The organism is Flagellimonas aequoris (genome assembly GCF_003584165.1).
Classification (GTDB): Bacteria; Bacteroidota; Bacteroidia; order Flavobacteriales; family Flavobacteriaceae; genus Flagellimonas; species Flagellimonas aequoris.
This window is the reverse complement of record NZ_QXFJ01000030.1, coordinates 332,509-349,305: the sequence shown is the minus strand read 5'-3', so window position 1 is coordinate 349,305 and position 16,797 is coordinate 332,509. Positions and strand designations below refer to the sequence as shown.

At 44.1% G+C, this 16,797-nt stretch carries 17 protein-coding genes; 15 read left to right on the top strand and 2 right to left on the bottom strand.

Features of this window, described 5'->3' with window-relative positions:
- Positions 1-62: 62 nt before the first annotated feature.
- The 6 genes from clpB to D2U88_RS14975 all read left to right on the top strand — a co-directional run bounded on the left by clpB (position 63) and on the right by D2U88_RS14975 (position 7,089).
- Positions 63-2,666: an ATP-dependent chaperone ClpB gene (gene clpB / locus D2U88_RS15000; RefSeq protein WP_119641355.1), complete on the top strand. Its 2,604-nt coding sequence runs from the start codon at positions 63-65 to the stop codon at positions 2,664-2,666.
- 164 nt (positions 2,667-2,830) lie between these two features.
- Complete coding sequence (locus tag D2U88_RS14995) at positions 2,831-4,144, top strand: gluconate:H+ symporter (RefSeq protein WP_119641354.1); 1,314 nt, start codon at positions 2,831-2,833, stop codon at positions 4,142-4,144.
- A gap of 8 nt (positions 4,145-4,152) precedes the next feature.
- Positions 4,153-4,620, top strand: coding sequence for a RidA family protein (locus D2U88_RS14990; protein WP_119641353.1), 468 nt, complete (start codon positions 4,153-4,155; stop codon positions 4,618-4,620).
- A gap of 10 nt (positions 4,621-4,630) precedes the next feature.
- Complete coding sequence (locus D2U88_RS14985) at positions 4,631-5,695, top strand: dipeptidase (protein ID WP_119641352.1); 1,065 nt, start codon at positions 4,631-4,633, stop codon at positions 5,693-5,695.
- A gap of 147 nt (positions 5,696-5,842) precedes the next feature.
- Positions 5,843-6,439 carry a TetR/AcrR family transcriptional regulator gene (locus tag D2U88_RS14980; protein WP_119641351.1) on the top strand — a complete coding sequence of 199 codons (597 nt, stop codon included), beginning with the start codon at positions 5,843-5,845 and terminating at the stop codon, positions 6,437-6,439.
- Positions 6,440-6,567: 128 nt separating this feature from the next.
- Positions 6,568-7,089, top strand: coding sequence for a SixA phosphatase family protein (locus D2U88_RS14975; protein ID WP_119641350.1), 522 nt, complete (start codon positions 6,568-6,570; stop codon positions 7,087-7,089).
- A 1-nt stretch (position 7,090) separates the two neighbouring features.
- On the opposite strand, the gene D2U88_RS14970 is transcribed toward D2U88_RS14975, so the two are convergent.
- Positions 7,091-7,828 (bottom strand): DUF6503 family protein, encoded by a 738-nt coding sequence (locus tag D2U88_RS14970; protein ID WP_182859211.1) that lies wholly within the window; start codon positions 7,826-7,828, stop codon positions 7,091-7,093.
- A gap of 80 nt (positions 7,829-7,908) precedes the next feature.
- Between D2U88_RS14970 and smpB the strand changes: the two genes are divergently transcribed.
- On the top strand, positions 7,909-8,370 hold the full coding sequence (gene smpB, locus D2U88_RS14965) for an SsrA-binding protein SmpB (protein ID WP_119641348.1): 462 nt from the start codon (positions 7,909-7,911) through the stop codon (positions 8,368-8,370).
- Here smpB and D2U88_RS14960 read toward each other — a convergent pair.
- Positions 8,367-9,008: a protein-L-isoaspartate(D-aspartate) O-methyltransferase gene (locus D2U88_RS14960; protein ID WP_119641347.1), complete on the bottom strand. Its 642-nt coding sequence runs from the start codon at positions 9,006-9,008 to the stop codon at positions 8,367-8,369. The two genes, smpB and D2U88_RS14960, sit on opposite strands and share 4 nt — an antisense overlap.
- Positions 9,009-9,122: 114 nt before the next feature.
- On the opposite strand from D2U88_RS14960, the gene D2U88_RS14955 reads away from it, so the two are divergent.
- The 8 genes from D2U88_RS14955 (at position 9,123) to D2U88_RS14920 (ending at position 16,786) form a co-directional block, all read left to right on the top strand.
- Positions 9,123-10,088 (top strand): Gfo/Idh/MocA family protein, encoded by a 966-nt coding sequence (locus tag D2U88_RS14955; RefSeq protein ID WP_119641838.1) that lies wholly within the window; start codon positions 9,123-9,125, stop codon positions 10,086-10,088.
- Between the two features lie 53 nt (positions 10,089-10,141).
- Positions 10,142-11,029 carry a 3-hydroxyacyl-CoA dehydrogenase family protein gene (locus tag D2U88_RS14950; RefSeq protein ID WP_119641346.1) on the top strand — a complete coding sequence of 296 codons (888 nt, stop codon included), beginning with the start codon at positions 10,142-10,144 and terminating at the stop codon, positions 11,027-11,029.
- Between the two features lie 206 nt (positions 11,030-11,235).
- A complete protein-coding gene (locus D2U88_RS14945; protein ID WP_119641345.1) occupies positions 11,236-12,471 on the top strand; it encodes a DUF1015 domain-containing protein in 1,236 nt (411 codons plus the stop codon).
- Positions 12,472-12,504: 33 nt separating this feature from the next.
- A complete protein-coding gene (locus D2U88_RS14940; protein WP_119641837.1) occupies positions 12,505-13,164 on the top strand; it encodes a YggS family pyridoxal phosphate-dependent enzyme in 660 nt (219 codons plus the stop codon).
- A gap of 17 nt (positions 13,165-13,181) precedes the next feature.
- Positions 13,182-14,522, top strand: a complete 1,341-nt coding sequence (locus D2U88_RS14935; RefSeq protein WP_119641344.1) for an exonuclease domain-containing protein — start codon at positions 13,182-13,184, stop codon at positions 14,520-14,522.
- Positions 14,519-15,367: an ion transporter gene (locus tag D2U88_RS14930; RefSeq protein WP_119641343.1), complete on the top strand. Its 849-nt coding sequence runs from the start codon at positions 14,519-14,521 to the stop codon at positions 15,365-15,367. The genes D2U88_RS14935 and D2U88_RS14930 overlap by 4 nt, the downstream gene beginning before the upstream one ends.
- Positions 15,364-16,293, top strand: a complete 930-nt coding sequence (gene miaA, locus D2U88_RS14925; RefSeq protein WP_119641342.1) for a tRNA (adenosine(37)-N6)-dimethylallyltransferase MiaA — start codon at positions 15,364-15,366, stop codon at positions 16,291-16,293. Before D2U88_RS14930 ends, miaA begins: the two co-directional genes overlap by 4 nt.
- A complete protein-coding gene (locus D2U88_RS14920; RefSeq protein WP_119641341.1) occupies positions 16,280-16,786 on the top strand; it encodes a gluconokinase in 507 nt (168 codons plus the stop codon). Before miaA ends, D2U88_RS14920 begins: the two co-directional genes overlap by 14 nt.
- The last annotated feature ends 11 nt before the right edge of the window (positions 16,787-16,797 follow it).

The window sequence follows — 16,797 nt, the reverse complement described above, 5'->3', positions numbered from 1 at the left end:
GACATTTTGACTGTAATGTGTTGCTGGTAGGATTCTTGTCATTACAGAGAAAAACAACGACTATGAACTTTAATAATTTTACGATAAAATCACAGGAAGCCATTCAACGGGCCCAGCAATTGGCCAAAGAATTAGGGCATCAACAAATTGAAAACGAACACCTGTTCAAAGCCATTGCGGAAGTGGATGAAAACGTGCTTCCCTTTATTTTGAAAAAATTGAACGTGAACGTAAACCTACTCAACCAAATCTTGGATAAGGAACTTCAAAGTTTTGCCAAGGTTTCTGGAGGAGAGATCATGTTGTCAAGAGAAGCGGGCAAGACCGTGAACGAAGCCAGTATCATTGCCAAGAACATGGGTGATGAATTCGTTTCCTTAGAGCATTTGTTATTGGCCATCTTCAAATCAAAAAGCAAGGTCTCCCAAATCCTCAAAGATCAAGGCGTAACCGAAAAAGATTTGACGGCCGCCATCCAAGAATTGCGCAAAGGTGGCAAGGTGACCTCACAAAGTGCCGAGGAAACTTATAACTCTCTGGACAAATACGCCAAGAACCTGAACCAATTGGCTGATAGTGGCAAATTGGACCCCGTCATCGGAAGGGACGAGGAAATCAGAAGGGTTCTTCAGATTTTGTCCAGACGGACCAAGAACAACCCCATGTTGGTGGGTGAACCCGGTGTGGGTAAGACCGCCATCGCGGAAGGGTTGGCACACCGAATTGTACAGGGCGACGTTCCTGAAAACCTAAAGGACAAGATCATTTACTCCCTGGATATGGGCGCCTTGATCGCTGGAGCCAAATACAAAGGAGAATTTGAGGAGCGTCTCAAAGCTGTAATCAAAGAAGTAACCTCATCGGATGGCAATATTGTGTTGTTTATTGATGAGATCCATACCTTGGTAGGTGCTGGGGGTGGACAAGGTGCCATGGATGCCGCAAACATCCTCAAACCCGCCTTGGCAAGAGGCGAACTCCGTGCCATTGGTGCCACTACTTTGGACGAATACCAAAAATACTTTGAGAAAGACAAAGCATTGGAGCGTAGGTTCCAAAAGGTCATGGTGGACGAGCCCGATACCGAAAGTGCCATTTCCATCCTTAGGGGTATCAAAGAAAAATATGAGGCACACCACAAGGTTCGCATCAAAGACGAGGCAGTGATTGGTGCCGTGGAATTGTCACAACGCTATATCACCAACCGTTTCTTGCCCGATAAGGCCATCGACCTTATGGACGAAGCCGCTTCCAAACTTCGGATGGAAATCAACTCCAAACCAGAAGAATTGGATGTATTGGACAGAAAGATCATGCAGTTGGAGATTGAGATCGAGGCCATCAAAAGGGAAAACGACAAGGCCAAATTACAGACCTTGAACTTAGACTTGGCCAATCTCAAAGAAGAACGAAACGAGATCTTTGCCAAATGGGAAAGTGAAAAAACGGTGGTGGACAATATCCAAAAGACCAAGGAAGATATTGAAAACTTCAAACTGGAAGCCGAACGCGCCGAACGTAACGGAGACTATGGTAAAGTGGCCGAGTTACGATATGGCAAGATCAAAGAGGCCCAAGAAAAGCTGGACAAATTGGAAGATGAGCTTGCTAAACAGCAAACCGCAGGCACTTTGATCAAAGAAGAGGTAACCTATGAAGATATTGCCGAAGTGGTTGCCAAATGGACCGGAATCCCCGTGACCAAAATGATGCAGAGCGAGCGTGAAAAATTATTGAAGTTGGAAGATGTGCTCCATCAACGGGTGGTCGGTCAGGATGAAGCCATTACAGCCGTTTCCGATGCCATCCGAAGAAGTCGTGCCGGTCTACAGGACGAGAAGAAACCTATTGGTTCCTTCCTTTTCTTGGGAACGACCGGTGTGGGTAAAACGGAATTGGCCAAAACCTTGGCCGCCTATCTGTTCGATGATGAAAATGCCATCACCCGAATCGACATGAGCGAGTACCAAGAACGCCACTCCGTGAGCCGTTTGGTCGGTGCACCTCCAGGATATGTGGGTTATGACGAAGGAGGTCAGTTGACCGAGGCCGTGAGAAGGAAACCCTATTCCGTGGTCTTGTTGGACGAGATAGAAAAGGCGCACCCCGATACCTTCAACATTCTCCTCCAGGTGTTGGATGAAGGTAGGTTGACCGATAACAAGGGGCGCTTGGCCGATTTCAAAAACTCCATCATCATCATGACCAGTAACATGGGAAGCGATATCATTCAGGAGAAATTTGAAAATGCCATCGATTTGGAAAGTGCTTCGGAAGCCGCTCGAGTGGAAGTTTTGGGATTGTTACGTAAAACCATCCGACCCGAGTTCTTGAACCGAATTGACGACATCATCATGTTCGCCCCATTGAACAAAAAGGACATCAAGGATATTGTGGGACTTCAGCTGAACAGCTTGAAGAAAATGTTGGCCAAACAGCACATCACTTTGGATGCCACCCAAGAAGCCATCAACTATTTGGCAGAAAAAGGGTACGATCCCCAATATGGAGCAAGGCCAGTTAAACGATTGATTCAGAAAGAGGTGCTTAACAACCTATCCAAGGAATTGTTGGCAGGCAAGATCCAATCGGACAGTATTGTGTTATTGGATTCGTTCGATGACGAACTGGTGTTCAGAAATCAGGATGAGTTGATTCAGAAATAATTAATTACATACACTACAAGGCGAAACCTTCCCTAAGCGATTGGGGAAGGTTTTTGTTTACTATCAATCCAAATTTGTTGGATATCAAAATCGGACTAGGTCTTTACATTTAAATCCTTATTTTAGCTAGCGACACATATTTTAGCTACAAACACTCCAACCCTATGCCACTCGTTATTGCCGTTCTCGGGATCTTCCTTTTGTTCATACTGATTGCCAAGTTTAAACTGAATGCCTTTCTATCCTTCATCATCGTATGTCTTTTCGTTGGGATTTTTCAGGGCATGGAACTGGGAAACCTGGTGCTGTCCATTCAACGGGGAATTGGCAATACCTTGGGCTTTTTGGTATTGATTCTTGGACTTGGGGCCATGTTGGGCAAATTGGTTGCAGATAGTGGCGCTGCACAACGGATAACCACCCAATTGGTGGCCAAATTTGGATTGAAACACGTACAGTGGGCCATGGTCATCACTGGTTTCATTGTCGGAATCCCCATGTTCTATTCCGTCGGATTTGTGATTTTGATTCCCTTAGTGTTTACCGTAGCATATTCCACGGGACTTCCTTTATTGTACGTCGGGTTGCCCATGCTTACCTCATTATCGGTGACCCATGGCTACCTTCCGCCCCACCCCGCACCCACCGCCATTGCGGCCATGTTCAATGCGGATATTGGAAAAACCTTGCTGTACGGGCTTTTCATTGCTATTCCCGCCATCATTGTGGCTGGACCTTTGTTTGCGCGTACCATCAAAAAGGTGGAGGCAAAACCACTCAAGGAGTTTTATAACCCGAACAGCGTTCCGGAAGAAGAGCTGCCATCTACCTTCATCAGTATTTTTACTGCCCTATCGCCCATCCTTTTGATTGGGATAGCTATTGCGGCGGAACATTTTATGGAGGAAAGTTTGCTTCGAAGTGTCCTAACGTTCATCGGAAATCCTGTGATTGCCTTACTGATTTCCGTACTATTGGCGATTTATACCTTAGGGATTGCCAAAGGGAAGGAAATGTCCAAAATCATGGAGTCCTTAACTTCCTCCGTTACTGGCATCACCATGATCTTATTGATCATTGCCGGTGCAGGGGCTTTGAAAGAAGTGTTGATAGACAGCCATGTGAGCGATTATATTGCCGACAGTTTGAAAGGCTCCAGCATTTCCCCCTTAATTTTAGCTTGGCTTATCGCTACGGCCATCAGGGTCAGTGTTGGTTCTGCCACCGTTGCAGGATTGACCGCCGCGGGAATTGTGTTGCCCTTGGCTTCAAGTACAGGTGTCAGTGCAGAATTAATGGTTTTGGCCATTGGTTCCGGAAGCTTGATGCTTTCCCATGTAAACGACACCGGATTTTGGATGTTCAAGGAATACTTCAACCTTACGGTAAAGGAAACCCTATCTACGTGGACGGTCATGGAAACCCTTGTGGGCATCATGGGCCTCATTGGGGTTTTGGTTTTAAATACAATCATTTAATTAGACATATGCAAAGTTTGCCTACCAAACGATTAGAGGAATTGAACATTCAACTTCCTCCCGCTCCACCACCTGCAGGGGTGTACAAACCAATATTGGTTGTGGATAATTTTTTATACATATCAGGCCAAGGGCCTATAAATATGGATGGCTCCAAGGTGGTTGGCCGCGCCGGGGACGACCTGGACAAGGATCAAGCAAAATTGGCCGCCCGTCAAGTGGGTCTGACCATGCTATCTACCATTTCCACTCATTTTGGGAGTCTGGATAAAATCAAACGAGTGGTAAAAGTGCTAGGGATGGTAAACTGTACCCCTGATTTTGGTAATCAGCCCTATGTGATCAATGGCTTTAGCGAGTTGATGGCCGATGTCTTTGGGGAAGATAACGGTATCGGGGTTCGTAGTGCCGTAGGCATGATGCTCCCTGGTAATATTGCCGTGGAAATCGAGGCCATGTTCGAACTTCATTCATAAGCCCCCTATCATGTTCATTTTTGATGCCCATTTGGACCTTTCCATGAACGCCATGGAGTGGAATCGGGATTTGACACTTACTGTACCAGAAATCAGGGAACGTGAAGCAGGAAAGACCGACAAGCCTGACCGTGGCAAGAATATGGTTTCGCTGCCAGCCATGCGAAAAGGGAACATCGGTCTTTGCGTAGCGACGCAAATAGCCCGCTATGTAAAAAAAGAGAATCGCCTACCCGGCTGGCATTCCCAGCATCAGGCTTGGGCACAGACCCAAGGACAATTGGCGTGGTACAAATCCATGGAAAAGGCCGGTGAAATGGTTCAGATTCGAAATTTGAACGACATGGAAAAACACTTGGCCTTATGGCAAACTGACCAACCCAACAAACCAATCGGTTATATTCTAAGTCTGGAAGGTGCCGACTCTATTGTGGATATGGGATATTTGGAACGATCCTATGAAAGTGGGTTACGAGCCATCGGTCCAGCGCATTACGGGCCCGGAGTTTATGCCTATGGTACCGATTCCATTGGTGGTATTGGAGTGAAGGGAAAGGAACTTTTGAAAAAAATTGAGGAACTCAACCTGATTCTGGATGCCACCCATCTGTGCGACATGAGCTTTTGGGAAGCTATGAAAGTATATAACGGTCCTGTTTGGGCCAGTCATAACAATTGCCGGAAGCTTGTGGATCACAACAGACAGTTTTCAGATGAACAAATCAAGGAACTGATCCAAAGAAAAGCCGTAATCGGCATCGTATTGGATGCTTGGATGATGGTCCCCAATTGGGTCCGCGGTAAATCGACCCCACAGGACATGGGCGTCACTCTGGAAATCATGGTCGACAACATTGACCACATCTGTCAATTGGCAGGCAATACGAACCATGTAGGTATCGGTACCGACTTGGATGGTGGCTATGGATTGGAACAGAGTCCTGCGGACATGGATACCATTGCAGACCTTCAAAAGGTTCCAAATCTTTTGAAACAACGAGGTTACAGCCCATCTGACATTGAAAAGATCATGAACCTAAATTTTATCAACTTTTTAAAAAGGGTTTGGGCTTGAACTAGGCTCAGTTTAGTTTCAAATCAAAACCAACCTGGTTGCTTTAGAGGGAAAACTCTGTTAAAATGAAGGCATTTATTAACTTACATACCAAACAGTATCCGTTTTTTTATATCTTAGTTTCACCCTAAACCAACCTTTTCCTCCATGACCAAGAAAGCAGAGCGAACCACCGCTTATATCATTGAGACTGTTGCCCCTATTTTCAACAAACACGGTTATGTGGGGACCAGTATGAGCGATCTTACAGAGGCCACTGGCCTTACCAAAGGTGCTATCTATGGTAATTTTGAGAACAAGGAAGCCCTTGCCCTTTCTGCCTTTGAGCACAATCGGAATCTCCTGTTGTCTGCCATCGATGCCAAATTGAGTGAAGATGATGGCGCTATGGACAAACTGTTCACCCTGATTCAATTTTATAAGCAATATGATGTGTTTACCTTGCCTATGGGTGGATGCCCCATCCTGAATGTGGGAGTGGATGCACAGGGGAACAATACCCTTTTGTCGGCAGCAGTAAGGGAAACCATTAAAGATATTGAAGGTAAAATTGCCTTGGTTCTGGAGAACGGAGCCAAAAGTGATGAACTGCACTTATCTGTCCCTCCACTTCAATTTGCAAAACAATTGTTCACTATGATTCTGGGTGCAATTGCCATGAGCACCATGACCCGTGATCGGAAATATTTAATCAACACACTGACCTATTTGGAACATTTGGTCAAAAAGGAAATCAAAAAATAAGGCCTGTTTTACTTCACAAGAAACATCAAAGTTCTCTTCCCATACAAAGTGCCGCATACGAGAAAATAAAAATTAAACGTTACTTTTAGATCAGCTAAACAAAAACTCGGGAACTTTAGATCTGTACTATGCGAACCATCAAACCATTGATTGCCATTGCAATTTTAATCATTGGAAGTATCAGTTGCAAAAAAGATACGAAAAATGTAGAACCTGTAATCTCCACTTTCTATTTTATCCGTCATGCGGAAAAAGACAGGACAGATCCGGAAAATCCCGATCCAGAGCTTAATCAGGATGGTTTGGACCGTGCCATAAGATGGGCCGAAGTATTCGATGCCATTCCCATTGACGCCATCTATTCCACCAATTACGAGCGCACCTCGATGACGGCTGCACCTACTTCGGTGAAACAAAATGTAGATGTGCAGTACTACGACCCCAAATCCGTAGATGTGGAGGAATTCAAACTAGTGAATGAAGGAAAAAATGTGCTTGTGGTCGGGCACAGCAACACGATTCCTGATTTTGTGAACAAAATGATCGGTCTTGATAAATATGAACAAATGGACGACGATGACAATAGCAGTTTGTTTATCGTTCGTATCATCGATGGGGTGTCCACCGACTTCCGATTAAAAATGGATTGACCTAGTCTACTTGAATATCCGTCAATTCAACTTTGGATAACAATTCCAGTTCCCCTTTATCAAAAAGTTGTCCAATTTCCAAAATATCAGAACCTTCGGATTTGGGCTTATAATTCTCGTAATCCACAAAACGGATACCGTTCACATACCGTTCGTTATAGGCTTTTCTGAAACGTTGCCCCCCTCCATTTACATGAAAGTCATAGGCTAGGTAATCAACCTTAAAGCTTTCTATATCAAACCAATACAGGTAGGTGTCATCAAAATCATCACCTCCGCCCTGTTGGTCAAAAGTTACTTTGACCTTATAATATTCTTTACTACCAATGGCCTCTTTACCCAATAATTCCTTGTTCACGGCGCCATCGTTCAACCCGTAGGGCAATCGGGCAAAATAGTGCACGGAGTTCACGGAGTTCGCATATCGTACAGCCATACTATCAGGGACGGAAACAAGGGAATCGTTCACATACCTTTCAAAATCATTGCCATTTTTCACATCGCGAATGATTACAGAATCCAAATCAGAAACACGGTCCAAAACAATTTTTCCGTTTTCATTCTTGGAATGATACGTTTTATCCCGAAACGCAAAGCCTGTGCTATGGGTTTTGTAAAGCTCCCCTCCACTCACTTCAATGGATTTATCCACAATCTCTTGGGCAGTTAAAGGTTTTGGTGCATTTTCTTTGCACGAAACAAATAGGATAAGAAAAGTAGCCGTAAAAAGATATTTCATGGTTTTGGTTTTGTTCATAATCGTAAAATCTAGCATAACATTACAATTTTCTTGACTAAGAGTTTATACTTTTGCACACGATGCAGCAAAATATCAACATAAAAAACAAAAGGGCCCGGTTTGATTACGAAATCCTCGACACCTACACGGCTGGCATCGTGTTGGGTGGAACGGAAATCAAATCGATTCGCTTGGGCAAGGCCAACCTATCCCAAAGTTTTTGCGAATTTAACGATAAGGGAGAACTTTTTGTGGTGAACATGCAGGTAGATGAATACAGCCACGGAAGTTACTACAACCACAAACCCAAAGCCGAACGCAAATTGTTGCTCAACAAAAGGGAGTTGAAAAAACTTCGTAAAGAGGTGACCACTTCAGGACTTACGATCATCCCTTTGAACCTTTTCATCAACGATAGGGGTTTGGCCAAGGTGAACATCGGTCTGGCAAAGGGTAAAAAACTGTACGACAAAAGGGACACCATTAAAGATCGCGATACCAAACGCAATCTGGACCGCGTGAAAAAAAGTTTCAACAACTAGTTTTTGTCCTCCAATAACGGAACGAACCTAAAGGCCCCCAATTCCCGCTTTTCAAATTCCTTTTCGGATTTACGTACGAACAAGGTCATCACCTGTTCGTCCTCCCCAACGGGAATCACCAATCTACCTCCAACCTTTAGTTGGGACATCAAGGCTTTTGGCACCTCAGGAGCGCCCGCCGTTACAATAATCCCATCGAACGGGGCATCTTCGGGCAATCCTTTATAGCCATCCCCAAATATCATTTTTTTAGGTCGATAGCCCATTTTGGTAAAAAACAGTTTGGTTTTTTTGAAAAGTTCCTGTTGTCTTTCAATGGTGTATACCCTAGCCTTCAAATGGAGTAAAACTGCCGTTTGATAACCGCTTCCGGTTCCAATTTCGAGAATTTTGTCGTTAGGTTTTACTTGAAGGAGCTCTGTCTGGAAAGCCACGGTATAAGGCTGGGAAATGGTTTGATCTGCACCAATGGGGAAGGCCTTGTCCTGGTAGGCATGGTCCTCAAAACCACTGTCCAAGAACAAATGTCTTGGAATGGTTTTTATGGCCTCTAAAACCTTCTTGTCGGTTATCCCCTTGGCCTCAACAATTTCGGCCAATTTATTGCGCATTCCCCTATGCTTGAGCGTATCCTTCATGTTCGTTGGTCTGGTCTACGAATTTAACAAGTTCTCCAAAAAATACCTTTAGTTACTTTCTAATTTTTGAGGCAAAGTGCCATCATATCCGTATTTTTGACAAAATTGGATACTATGCTTAAAGTTGGTGTTCTGGGTGCAGGACATTTAGGAAAAATTCACCTTAGACTCTTAAACCAATCAGGAAAATATGAGCTCGTGGGGTTCTACGATCCTGATGAGATCAATGCAAAAAAGGTGGCGGCCGAATTCGGATATACCTATTTTGAAAACATCAACACCTTGATTGACGCCGTGGACGTGGTCGATATTGTGACCCCTACCCTTTCCCATTACGAATGTGCCAAAAAGTCCATTCAGAAAGGAAAACACCTCTTTATAGAAAAGCCCATAACCAATACGTTGGAAGAAGCCCAGGAACTTTTGGATCTTTCCCGAAAACACGGAGTAAAGGGACAGGTTGGTCATGTGGAACGTTTCAATCCGGCATTTTTGGCGGTAAAGGACAAGATTGAGAACCCTATGTTCATCGAAACCCACCGCTTGGCGGAATTCAACCCCAGAGGGACAGATGTTCCCGTGGTGCTCGACCTTATGATCCACGATATAGATGTGATCCTTAGCGTTGTTCCATCCGAAGTAAAGCAGATCAATGCCAGTGGGGTATCCGTAATCAGCAACTCCCCTGATATTGCCAATGCCAGAATCGAGTTCGAGAACGGCTGCGTGGCCAATCTTACCTCAAGCCGTATTTCCTTGAAAAACATGCGCAAATCGCGTTTCTTTCAAAAGGACGCCTATATTTCCGTTGACTTTTTGGAGAAAAAAGTAGAAGTGGTAAAAATGAAGGATGCTCCCGAAAAACCAGGGGATTTTGACATGATCCTTCAAAATGCGGAAGGTGTGAAAAAGCAGATCTACTTCGAAAATCCTGAAATTGATGTGAACAATGCCATTCTGGATGAGCTTGAAACCTTTGCCGATGCCATCAACAACGATACTACCCCAGTTGTTACCTTGGAACAAGGAACCAATGCGTTGCGGGTCGCCCTACAGATCATCGAATCCTTTAATCAGTAACATACTGTCAGTTCAGTCTTAGTCTTGGACGATCAAAACATAATAACATTTCCATGAAAAAAATAGCGGTAATAGGTGCAGGGACCATGGGCAACGGTATCGCCCACGTTTTTGCGCAAAATGACTTCAGTATAAATCTTATCGATATTTCTCAGGCTTCCTTAGACAGAGGATTGGCAACCATTGCCAATAATCTGGATCGCATGGTGGCCAAGGAATCCATCAGTGAAAAAGACAAAGCGACCACTTTAGCTAATATTTCAACCTTTACCCACATTATGGATGGTGTTTCGGAAGCGGACCTTGTGGTAGAGGCCGCCACCGAAAATCTGGATATCAAACTCAAAATATTCAAAGATTTGGATGAAATGTGTAAGCCACAGACCATTTTGGCCAGTAACACTTCCTCCATTTCGATCACGCAGATCGCTTCTGTGACTCAACGGCCGGACAAGGTCATCGGTATGCACTTCATGAACCCTGTGCCCATCATGAAATTGGTGGAAATCATACGCGGTTACAGCACTTCGGACGAGGTGACCAAAACCATTATGGAACTTTCCGAAAAATTGGGCAAAACCCCAACCGAGGTAAATGATTACCCTGGTTTTGTGGCCAATCGCATCTTGATGCCGATGATCAACGAAGCCATTGAAACCCTTTACAACAGAGTGGCCGGCGTGACCGAAATAGACACCGTAATGAAGCTTGGCATGGCCCACCCCATGGGACCGTTACAATTGGCCGATTTTATTGGTTTGGATGTTTGCCTTTCCATATTGAACGTCATGTACGATGGTTTCAAAAATCCTAAATATGCCCCTTGCCCCTTGCTGGTGAACATGGTGATGGCCGGTAAATTGGGTGTGAAATCCGGGGAAGGGTTTTACGATTATTCCGAATCCAAGAAAGCGGAAAAGGTTTCGACCCAGTTTATTTAAACATCTAACAATTTAAATCTCTTGCATTTAAAAACTTCCATATTAAGTTTAGCCGTCATTCCGACAGAGCAATGCGACGAGGAATCTCAAGCCGAATAAATTGAAATGAGATTTCTCACTTTGTTCGAAATGACATGAGATTCTTATATGTTAAAAAATAACAGCAATAAATTGTTGGATAATCATCTAAACCAAATGAAAATTTCATGGCCATAGTAAAACCCTTCAAGGCCATCCGCCCTACCAAGGACAAGGCCTTTTTTGTGGCATCCCGATCATATGAGGAATACGGTCCGGAAGAATTGCAGGCAGTGCTGCAATTCAATCCGTTTTCGTTCCTTCATATCATCAATCCCGGATTTAAATTTGAAAAGCATATCACGGGAAGAGAGCGTTTTCACTTGGTCCGGAACCGTTATCTTGAATTTTTGGAGGAAAATGTCTTCCTGAAGGATAAGGAAGCGAGTTTTTACCTTTACCAGATTGAAAAAGGTGACTTTAAAAGTCTTGGTTTTTTCTGTGCCTGTAGCGTGGAGGATTATCGGAACAATATCATCAAAAAGCATGAGGATACCATCCACCATCGAGAAGAATTGTTCGCGGATTATCTCTATTCCGTAGGATTTAATGCGGAGCCCGTTTTGATGACCTATCCGGACAACCCCGTCGTGGATGAAATCTTTCAGAAAAAAATCCAACGGGAACCCGAGTACGATTTTACCACCACGGACAAGGTCAACCACAAACTCTGGAAAATTTCTTACCCCGAAGGGATTGAAAAACTCCAAAATGCTTTTAATGGGTTGGATGCCCTTTATATTGCTGATGGGCACCACAGAAGTGCTTCAAGCCATTTGTTGGCACAACAACTTCAAAATGAAAATCCTGAACATACTGGAACCGAGCCTTACAATTATTTCATGGCATATTTGATTCCTGAGTCGCAAATCAAAATTTACGAATTCAACCGGATGGTGAAGGATTTGAACGGTTTAACCAAAGAAGAGTTCCTGATTAAGTTGGACGGGCATTTCAGGATAGAGAAACGGGAAGATGGGCTTTACAAACCTTCCAAAAAGCACGAATTCAGCATGTACCTGGAAGGTGAGTTTTATTTACTTCATCTTCGGATGACCAACTACGCCTTTACCGATGCTTTGAGTCAATTGGACACCCAAATCCTGTACAAGACCATATTGGAGCCTATTTTGAACATTACCGACCTTCGAAACGACAAGCGGATTGCCTATGGTTATGGAAAACACAACCTCGTCCAAATGAAAGATCGGATAGACAGGGGTGAATTTGTTGTCGGGTTCAGTTTGTCCCCCACAACAGTGGACGAGATCAAGGCCATTGCGGATGCAGGGTTGACCATGCCGCCCAAAAGCACCTATATTGAGCCAAAACTTCGTAGTGGTCTCACAATTTACGAACTTTGATTTTTGAAGCTCAACAACATTCAAAACCACAACATGTCAATCAAGGACAACTTACAGCACATTAAATCGACTATTCCTGAACATGTAACCTTGGTCGCCGTTTCCAAAACCAAGCCGAAGGAGGCCCTTTTGGAAGCTTACGAAGCTGGCCAACGGGTGTTTGGGGAGAACAAGGTCCAAGAAATGGTGGAGAAATGGGAAGTTCTGCCCAAGGACATCGAATGGCACATGATCGGACACTTGCAGCGCAACAAAGTGAAATACATGGCCGAATTTGTATCGCTGATTCATGGTGTGGACAGTCTAAAATTATTGACGGAAATTGATAAGCAGGCAAAAAAACATAGGCGCGTGATTCCCTGTCTGCTGCAAATGCATATTGCCGAGGAGGACACCAAATTTGGGTTGGACGAACCAGAATTGAACGAACTGATAAGTTCCGAGGAATTCAAGAAAATGGAAAACATCAAAGTTATGGGATTGATGGGCATGGCCACTTTCACTACGGACGAGGACCAAATCCGAAAGGAGTTTGCGCATCTCAAATCCATTTTTGAAAATTTGAAACAAAAACTGCCAAGCATTTCTATACTTTCCATGGGGATGAGCGGGGATTACAACATCGCCACTGAAGAAGGCAGTACTATGGTGCGCATTGGAAGTAGTATATTTGGATCTAGGAACTATTCGTAAAACATTCAAGGATTTTCATGTACGCCATACTGGATATTGAAAGCACGGGAGGAAAATACAATGAAGAAGGCATTATGGAAATTGCCATCCACCGTTTTGATGGTCATCAGGTAGTGGATCAATTTATCTGCTTGATCAATCCTGAGCGGGAAATCCAGCCTTTTGTATCCAAACTAACCGGTATCAACAATAAAATGTTGCGCTCCGCCCCCAAGTTCCACGAAGTAGCCAAACGTATTGTGGAAATCACTGAAGGGACCGTTATTGTAGCACACAACGCCCAGTTCGACTATAGGATTCTCAGGACCGAATTCAGACGATTGGGGTATAATTATCAACGTAAGACACTTTGCACTGTTGATCTTTCCAAGCAATTGATCCCTGATGCGGAGTCGCACAGTTTGGGCAAGCTGGCCCGATCTTTGGGAATTCCCATGAGCGATAGACATCGCGCCAACGGGGATGCCTTGGCCACATTGAAATTGTTCAAATTGTTGCTGAACAAAGACACGGATAAAAAAATCATGACCGAGGTCATACGGGAAGAGACCCATGGCGAACTATCACCCAATCAATTGGACATGGTGTTCAAACTTCCATCCGAAACTGGTGTCTATTACATGCACGACAAGGACGGGGACATCATTTTCCTGGGTAAGACCAAGGACATCAAAAGTCGTGTGAACCAACATTTTACCAATATTGGCAAGTTGGCACGAAAGCTTCAAAAAGAGACCAAAAAGGTTTCTTATGAACCCACTGGGAGCGAATTGATAGCCATATTGAAGGCTTACCTAGAACAAAAGAAAAATAATCCCAAATACAACCAAGTCACCAAAAAGAAATTATTCTCGCACACTGTGGACTTTAGCCAGAACGGTACGGAGCACATCATTTTGGAGGTGGAGAGCAGCAGAATGATCAAAAATAAAGCCATTGCTTTTAATGGAATCACTGCTGCCCGGAGTTTTCTGGGTAAGATCCAGACGGAATTCGAACTGTGCCCCTGCTCCCTGGATCTGGATGCTATTTGCATGCAACAGGACGATGCGGAAACCAATGTGGCCGATTGCAATGACAAAGTACTCACCGCTTATGAAAAGTACAGCATTCAAGGCAAAGATATAGCTCTTTTGGATCGAGGCAGGGTCACTGGGGAACGAAGTTTCATTCTGATCAAAAGCGGTAAACTTCAAGGGTTTGGATATGTGGAACTCAACCACCAAATCAATAATATTCATATCTTGGAATCCATCATGACACCGATGCCGAGCGATGACAATACCACATTCATCATAGAATCCTATCTAAGAAAAAACAATAGACTAAAAACTATTCCTCTAACCACACAAACTTGAAAGAGTACAAAGCACAGCCCAAATGGAAAAGCAAACTTCATGAGGTGATCTATGAAGCGGACACTCCTGCGGGAAAGCTTTTTGATATCTTTCTTTTTGTACTGATCATTTTTAGTGTGATACTAGTGATGCTGGAAAGCATCAAAGGATTTGATGAAAAACACCACGCCACCTTATTTACCCTAGAGTGGATTATTACCATTTTATTTTCCCTAGAATACATTGCCCGCCTGATCAGCATCAAAAAACCATGGAAATACGCGCTGAGTTTTTATGGAATCATTGATTTTCTTTCCACTATCCCACTCTACCTGTCCTACATTTTGGCGGGATCACAGGTTTTATTGGCCGTTCGGGCTTTCCGGTTACTACGGATTTTCAGGATATTGAAATTGGTGAAGTTTATCGGGGAGGCCTCGCAACTGCAGGCCGCCTTAAAAGCGAGCAGGACCAAGATCGTGGTTTTCATTTATGTTGTCCTCATCCTTTCCGTAATCCTTGGGACCCTTATGTATATTGTGGAGGGGGATGAAGCTGGATTTACCAGTATACCCCGAAGCATCTATTGGACCATTGTTACCCTCACTACGGTTGGTTATGGGGACATAGCCCCACAAAGTAATTTAGGGCAGTTCCTGGCTACCGTGATCATGATATTGGGTTATGGTATTATTGCGGTACCGACCGGTATTGTCACTGCGGAATTTACTAGGAGCAAGAAAGATGGAGTAAAGGACGATGAAGGACATATGGTGCATGTGAACACCCAAGCCTGCCCCAATTGTTCCGCGGAAGGCCATAGGGATGATGCCACCCACTGTTATAATTGCGGACACCCACTATGAGCTCAAAAGTCTTATTAACGGTTGTTGGGCCCACAGCCATTGGAAAAACCGCTTTGGGTATTTTGCTGGCCCAACATTATAAAACGGAAATCATCTCCGCGGATTCGCGCCAGTTCTTCAAGGAAATGGAAATCGGGACCGCTGTGCCATCAAAAGAAGAACTTCAGGCCGTTCCCCATCATTTTATTCAACACAAAAGCATATTCGACCCCTACTCCGTTGGCGATTTCGAAAAAGAAGCTATTTCATTTTTGGAAGAACTTTTTAAAAACCATGACATTGCCGTTATGGTTGGGGGCAGTGGGCTATATGTGGATGCCGTGGTCTCCGGTTTGGATGAATTCCCCGAGGTTGACCCGATGATTCGCGAGAACCTCAACCAACGTCTAGAGGAAGAGGGACTGGAATCCCTTCAAAACGAACTTAAAATCCATGATCCTGAATACTACAAAATTGTAGATCTGGAAAATTCCCATCGCCTCATCAGGGCGCTTGAGGTCTCCATTGCGGCCAAGAAACCTTATTCCTCGTTTCTTGACCAACAGAAGCCCAAAAGATCGTTCAAGACTCTTTACATTGGCTTGGATGCCCCTCGAGAGGTGATTTATTCCCGAATAAATGACCGTGTGGACCTGATGATGGAATACGGTCTATTGGAAGAAGCCAAAAAATTACATGCCCACAAACATCTGAATGCATTGCAAACGGTTGGCTACAAAGAACTTTTTGAATATCTTGACGGCCATTGTCCACTGGAACATGCCATTTCTGAAATCAAAAAGAATACCAGACGGTTTGCAAAACGCCAACTGACCTGGTTGCGGAAGAATGAAAGCATTTTGTGGATACCCTATAATCTTGAACCTGATAAAATGATTGAACTGATCAACAACCGACTTAAATCCATGGACCATGCCCAACGGTAAGAATGTTTTGGTGGTCATGGGGGTGAGCGGTTGCGGTAAAACCGAAATAGGAAAATTACTTGCCAAGGAATTGGGACGTCCCTTTTTTGATGGAGATAATTTCCATCCCAAGGAGAACATTAAAAAAATGAGTTCCGGCCAACCTTTGGACGATGAAGACCGAAGGGGATGGCTCATTAAACTGAACCAACTCGCCTTGGAGCACCGACATACTGGTGCCATCATTGCTTGCTCGGCCCTCAAAAAGAATTATAGAAGCCTTTTGCGCGCCGGTATGGGCAACTGCATGGCCTTTGTTTATTTGGAAGGGTCCTTTGATTTGATCCTATCGAGATTACAGCAAAGAAAGGGGCATTTTATGCCACCCAACTTATTGCAATCCCAGTTCGATGCCTTGGAGCCCCCCACCAAGGAAATCAAAGTTTCCGTAGAGGATAAACCTGCAAAGATTGTGAAAGAGGTCCTAAAACAACTAAATAACGGCCGTGCCTAACGGAATTATTT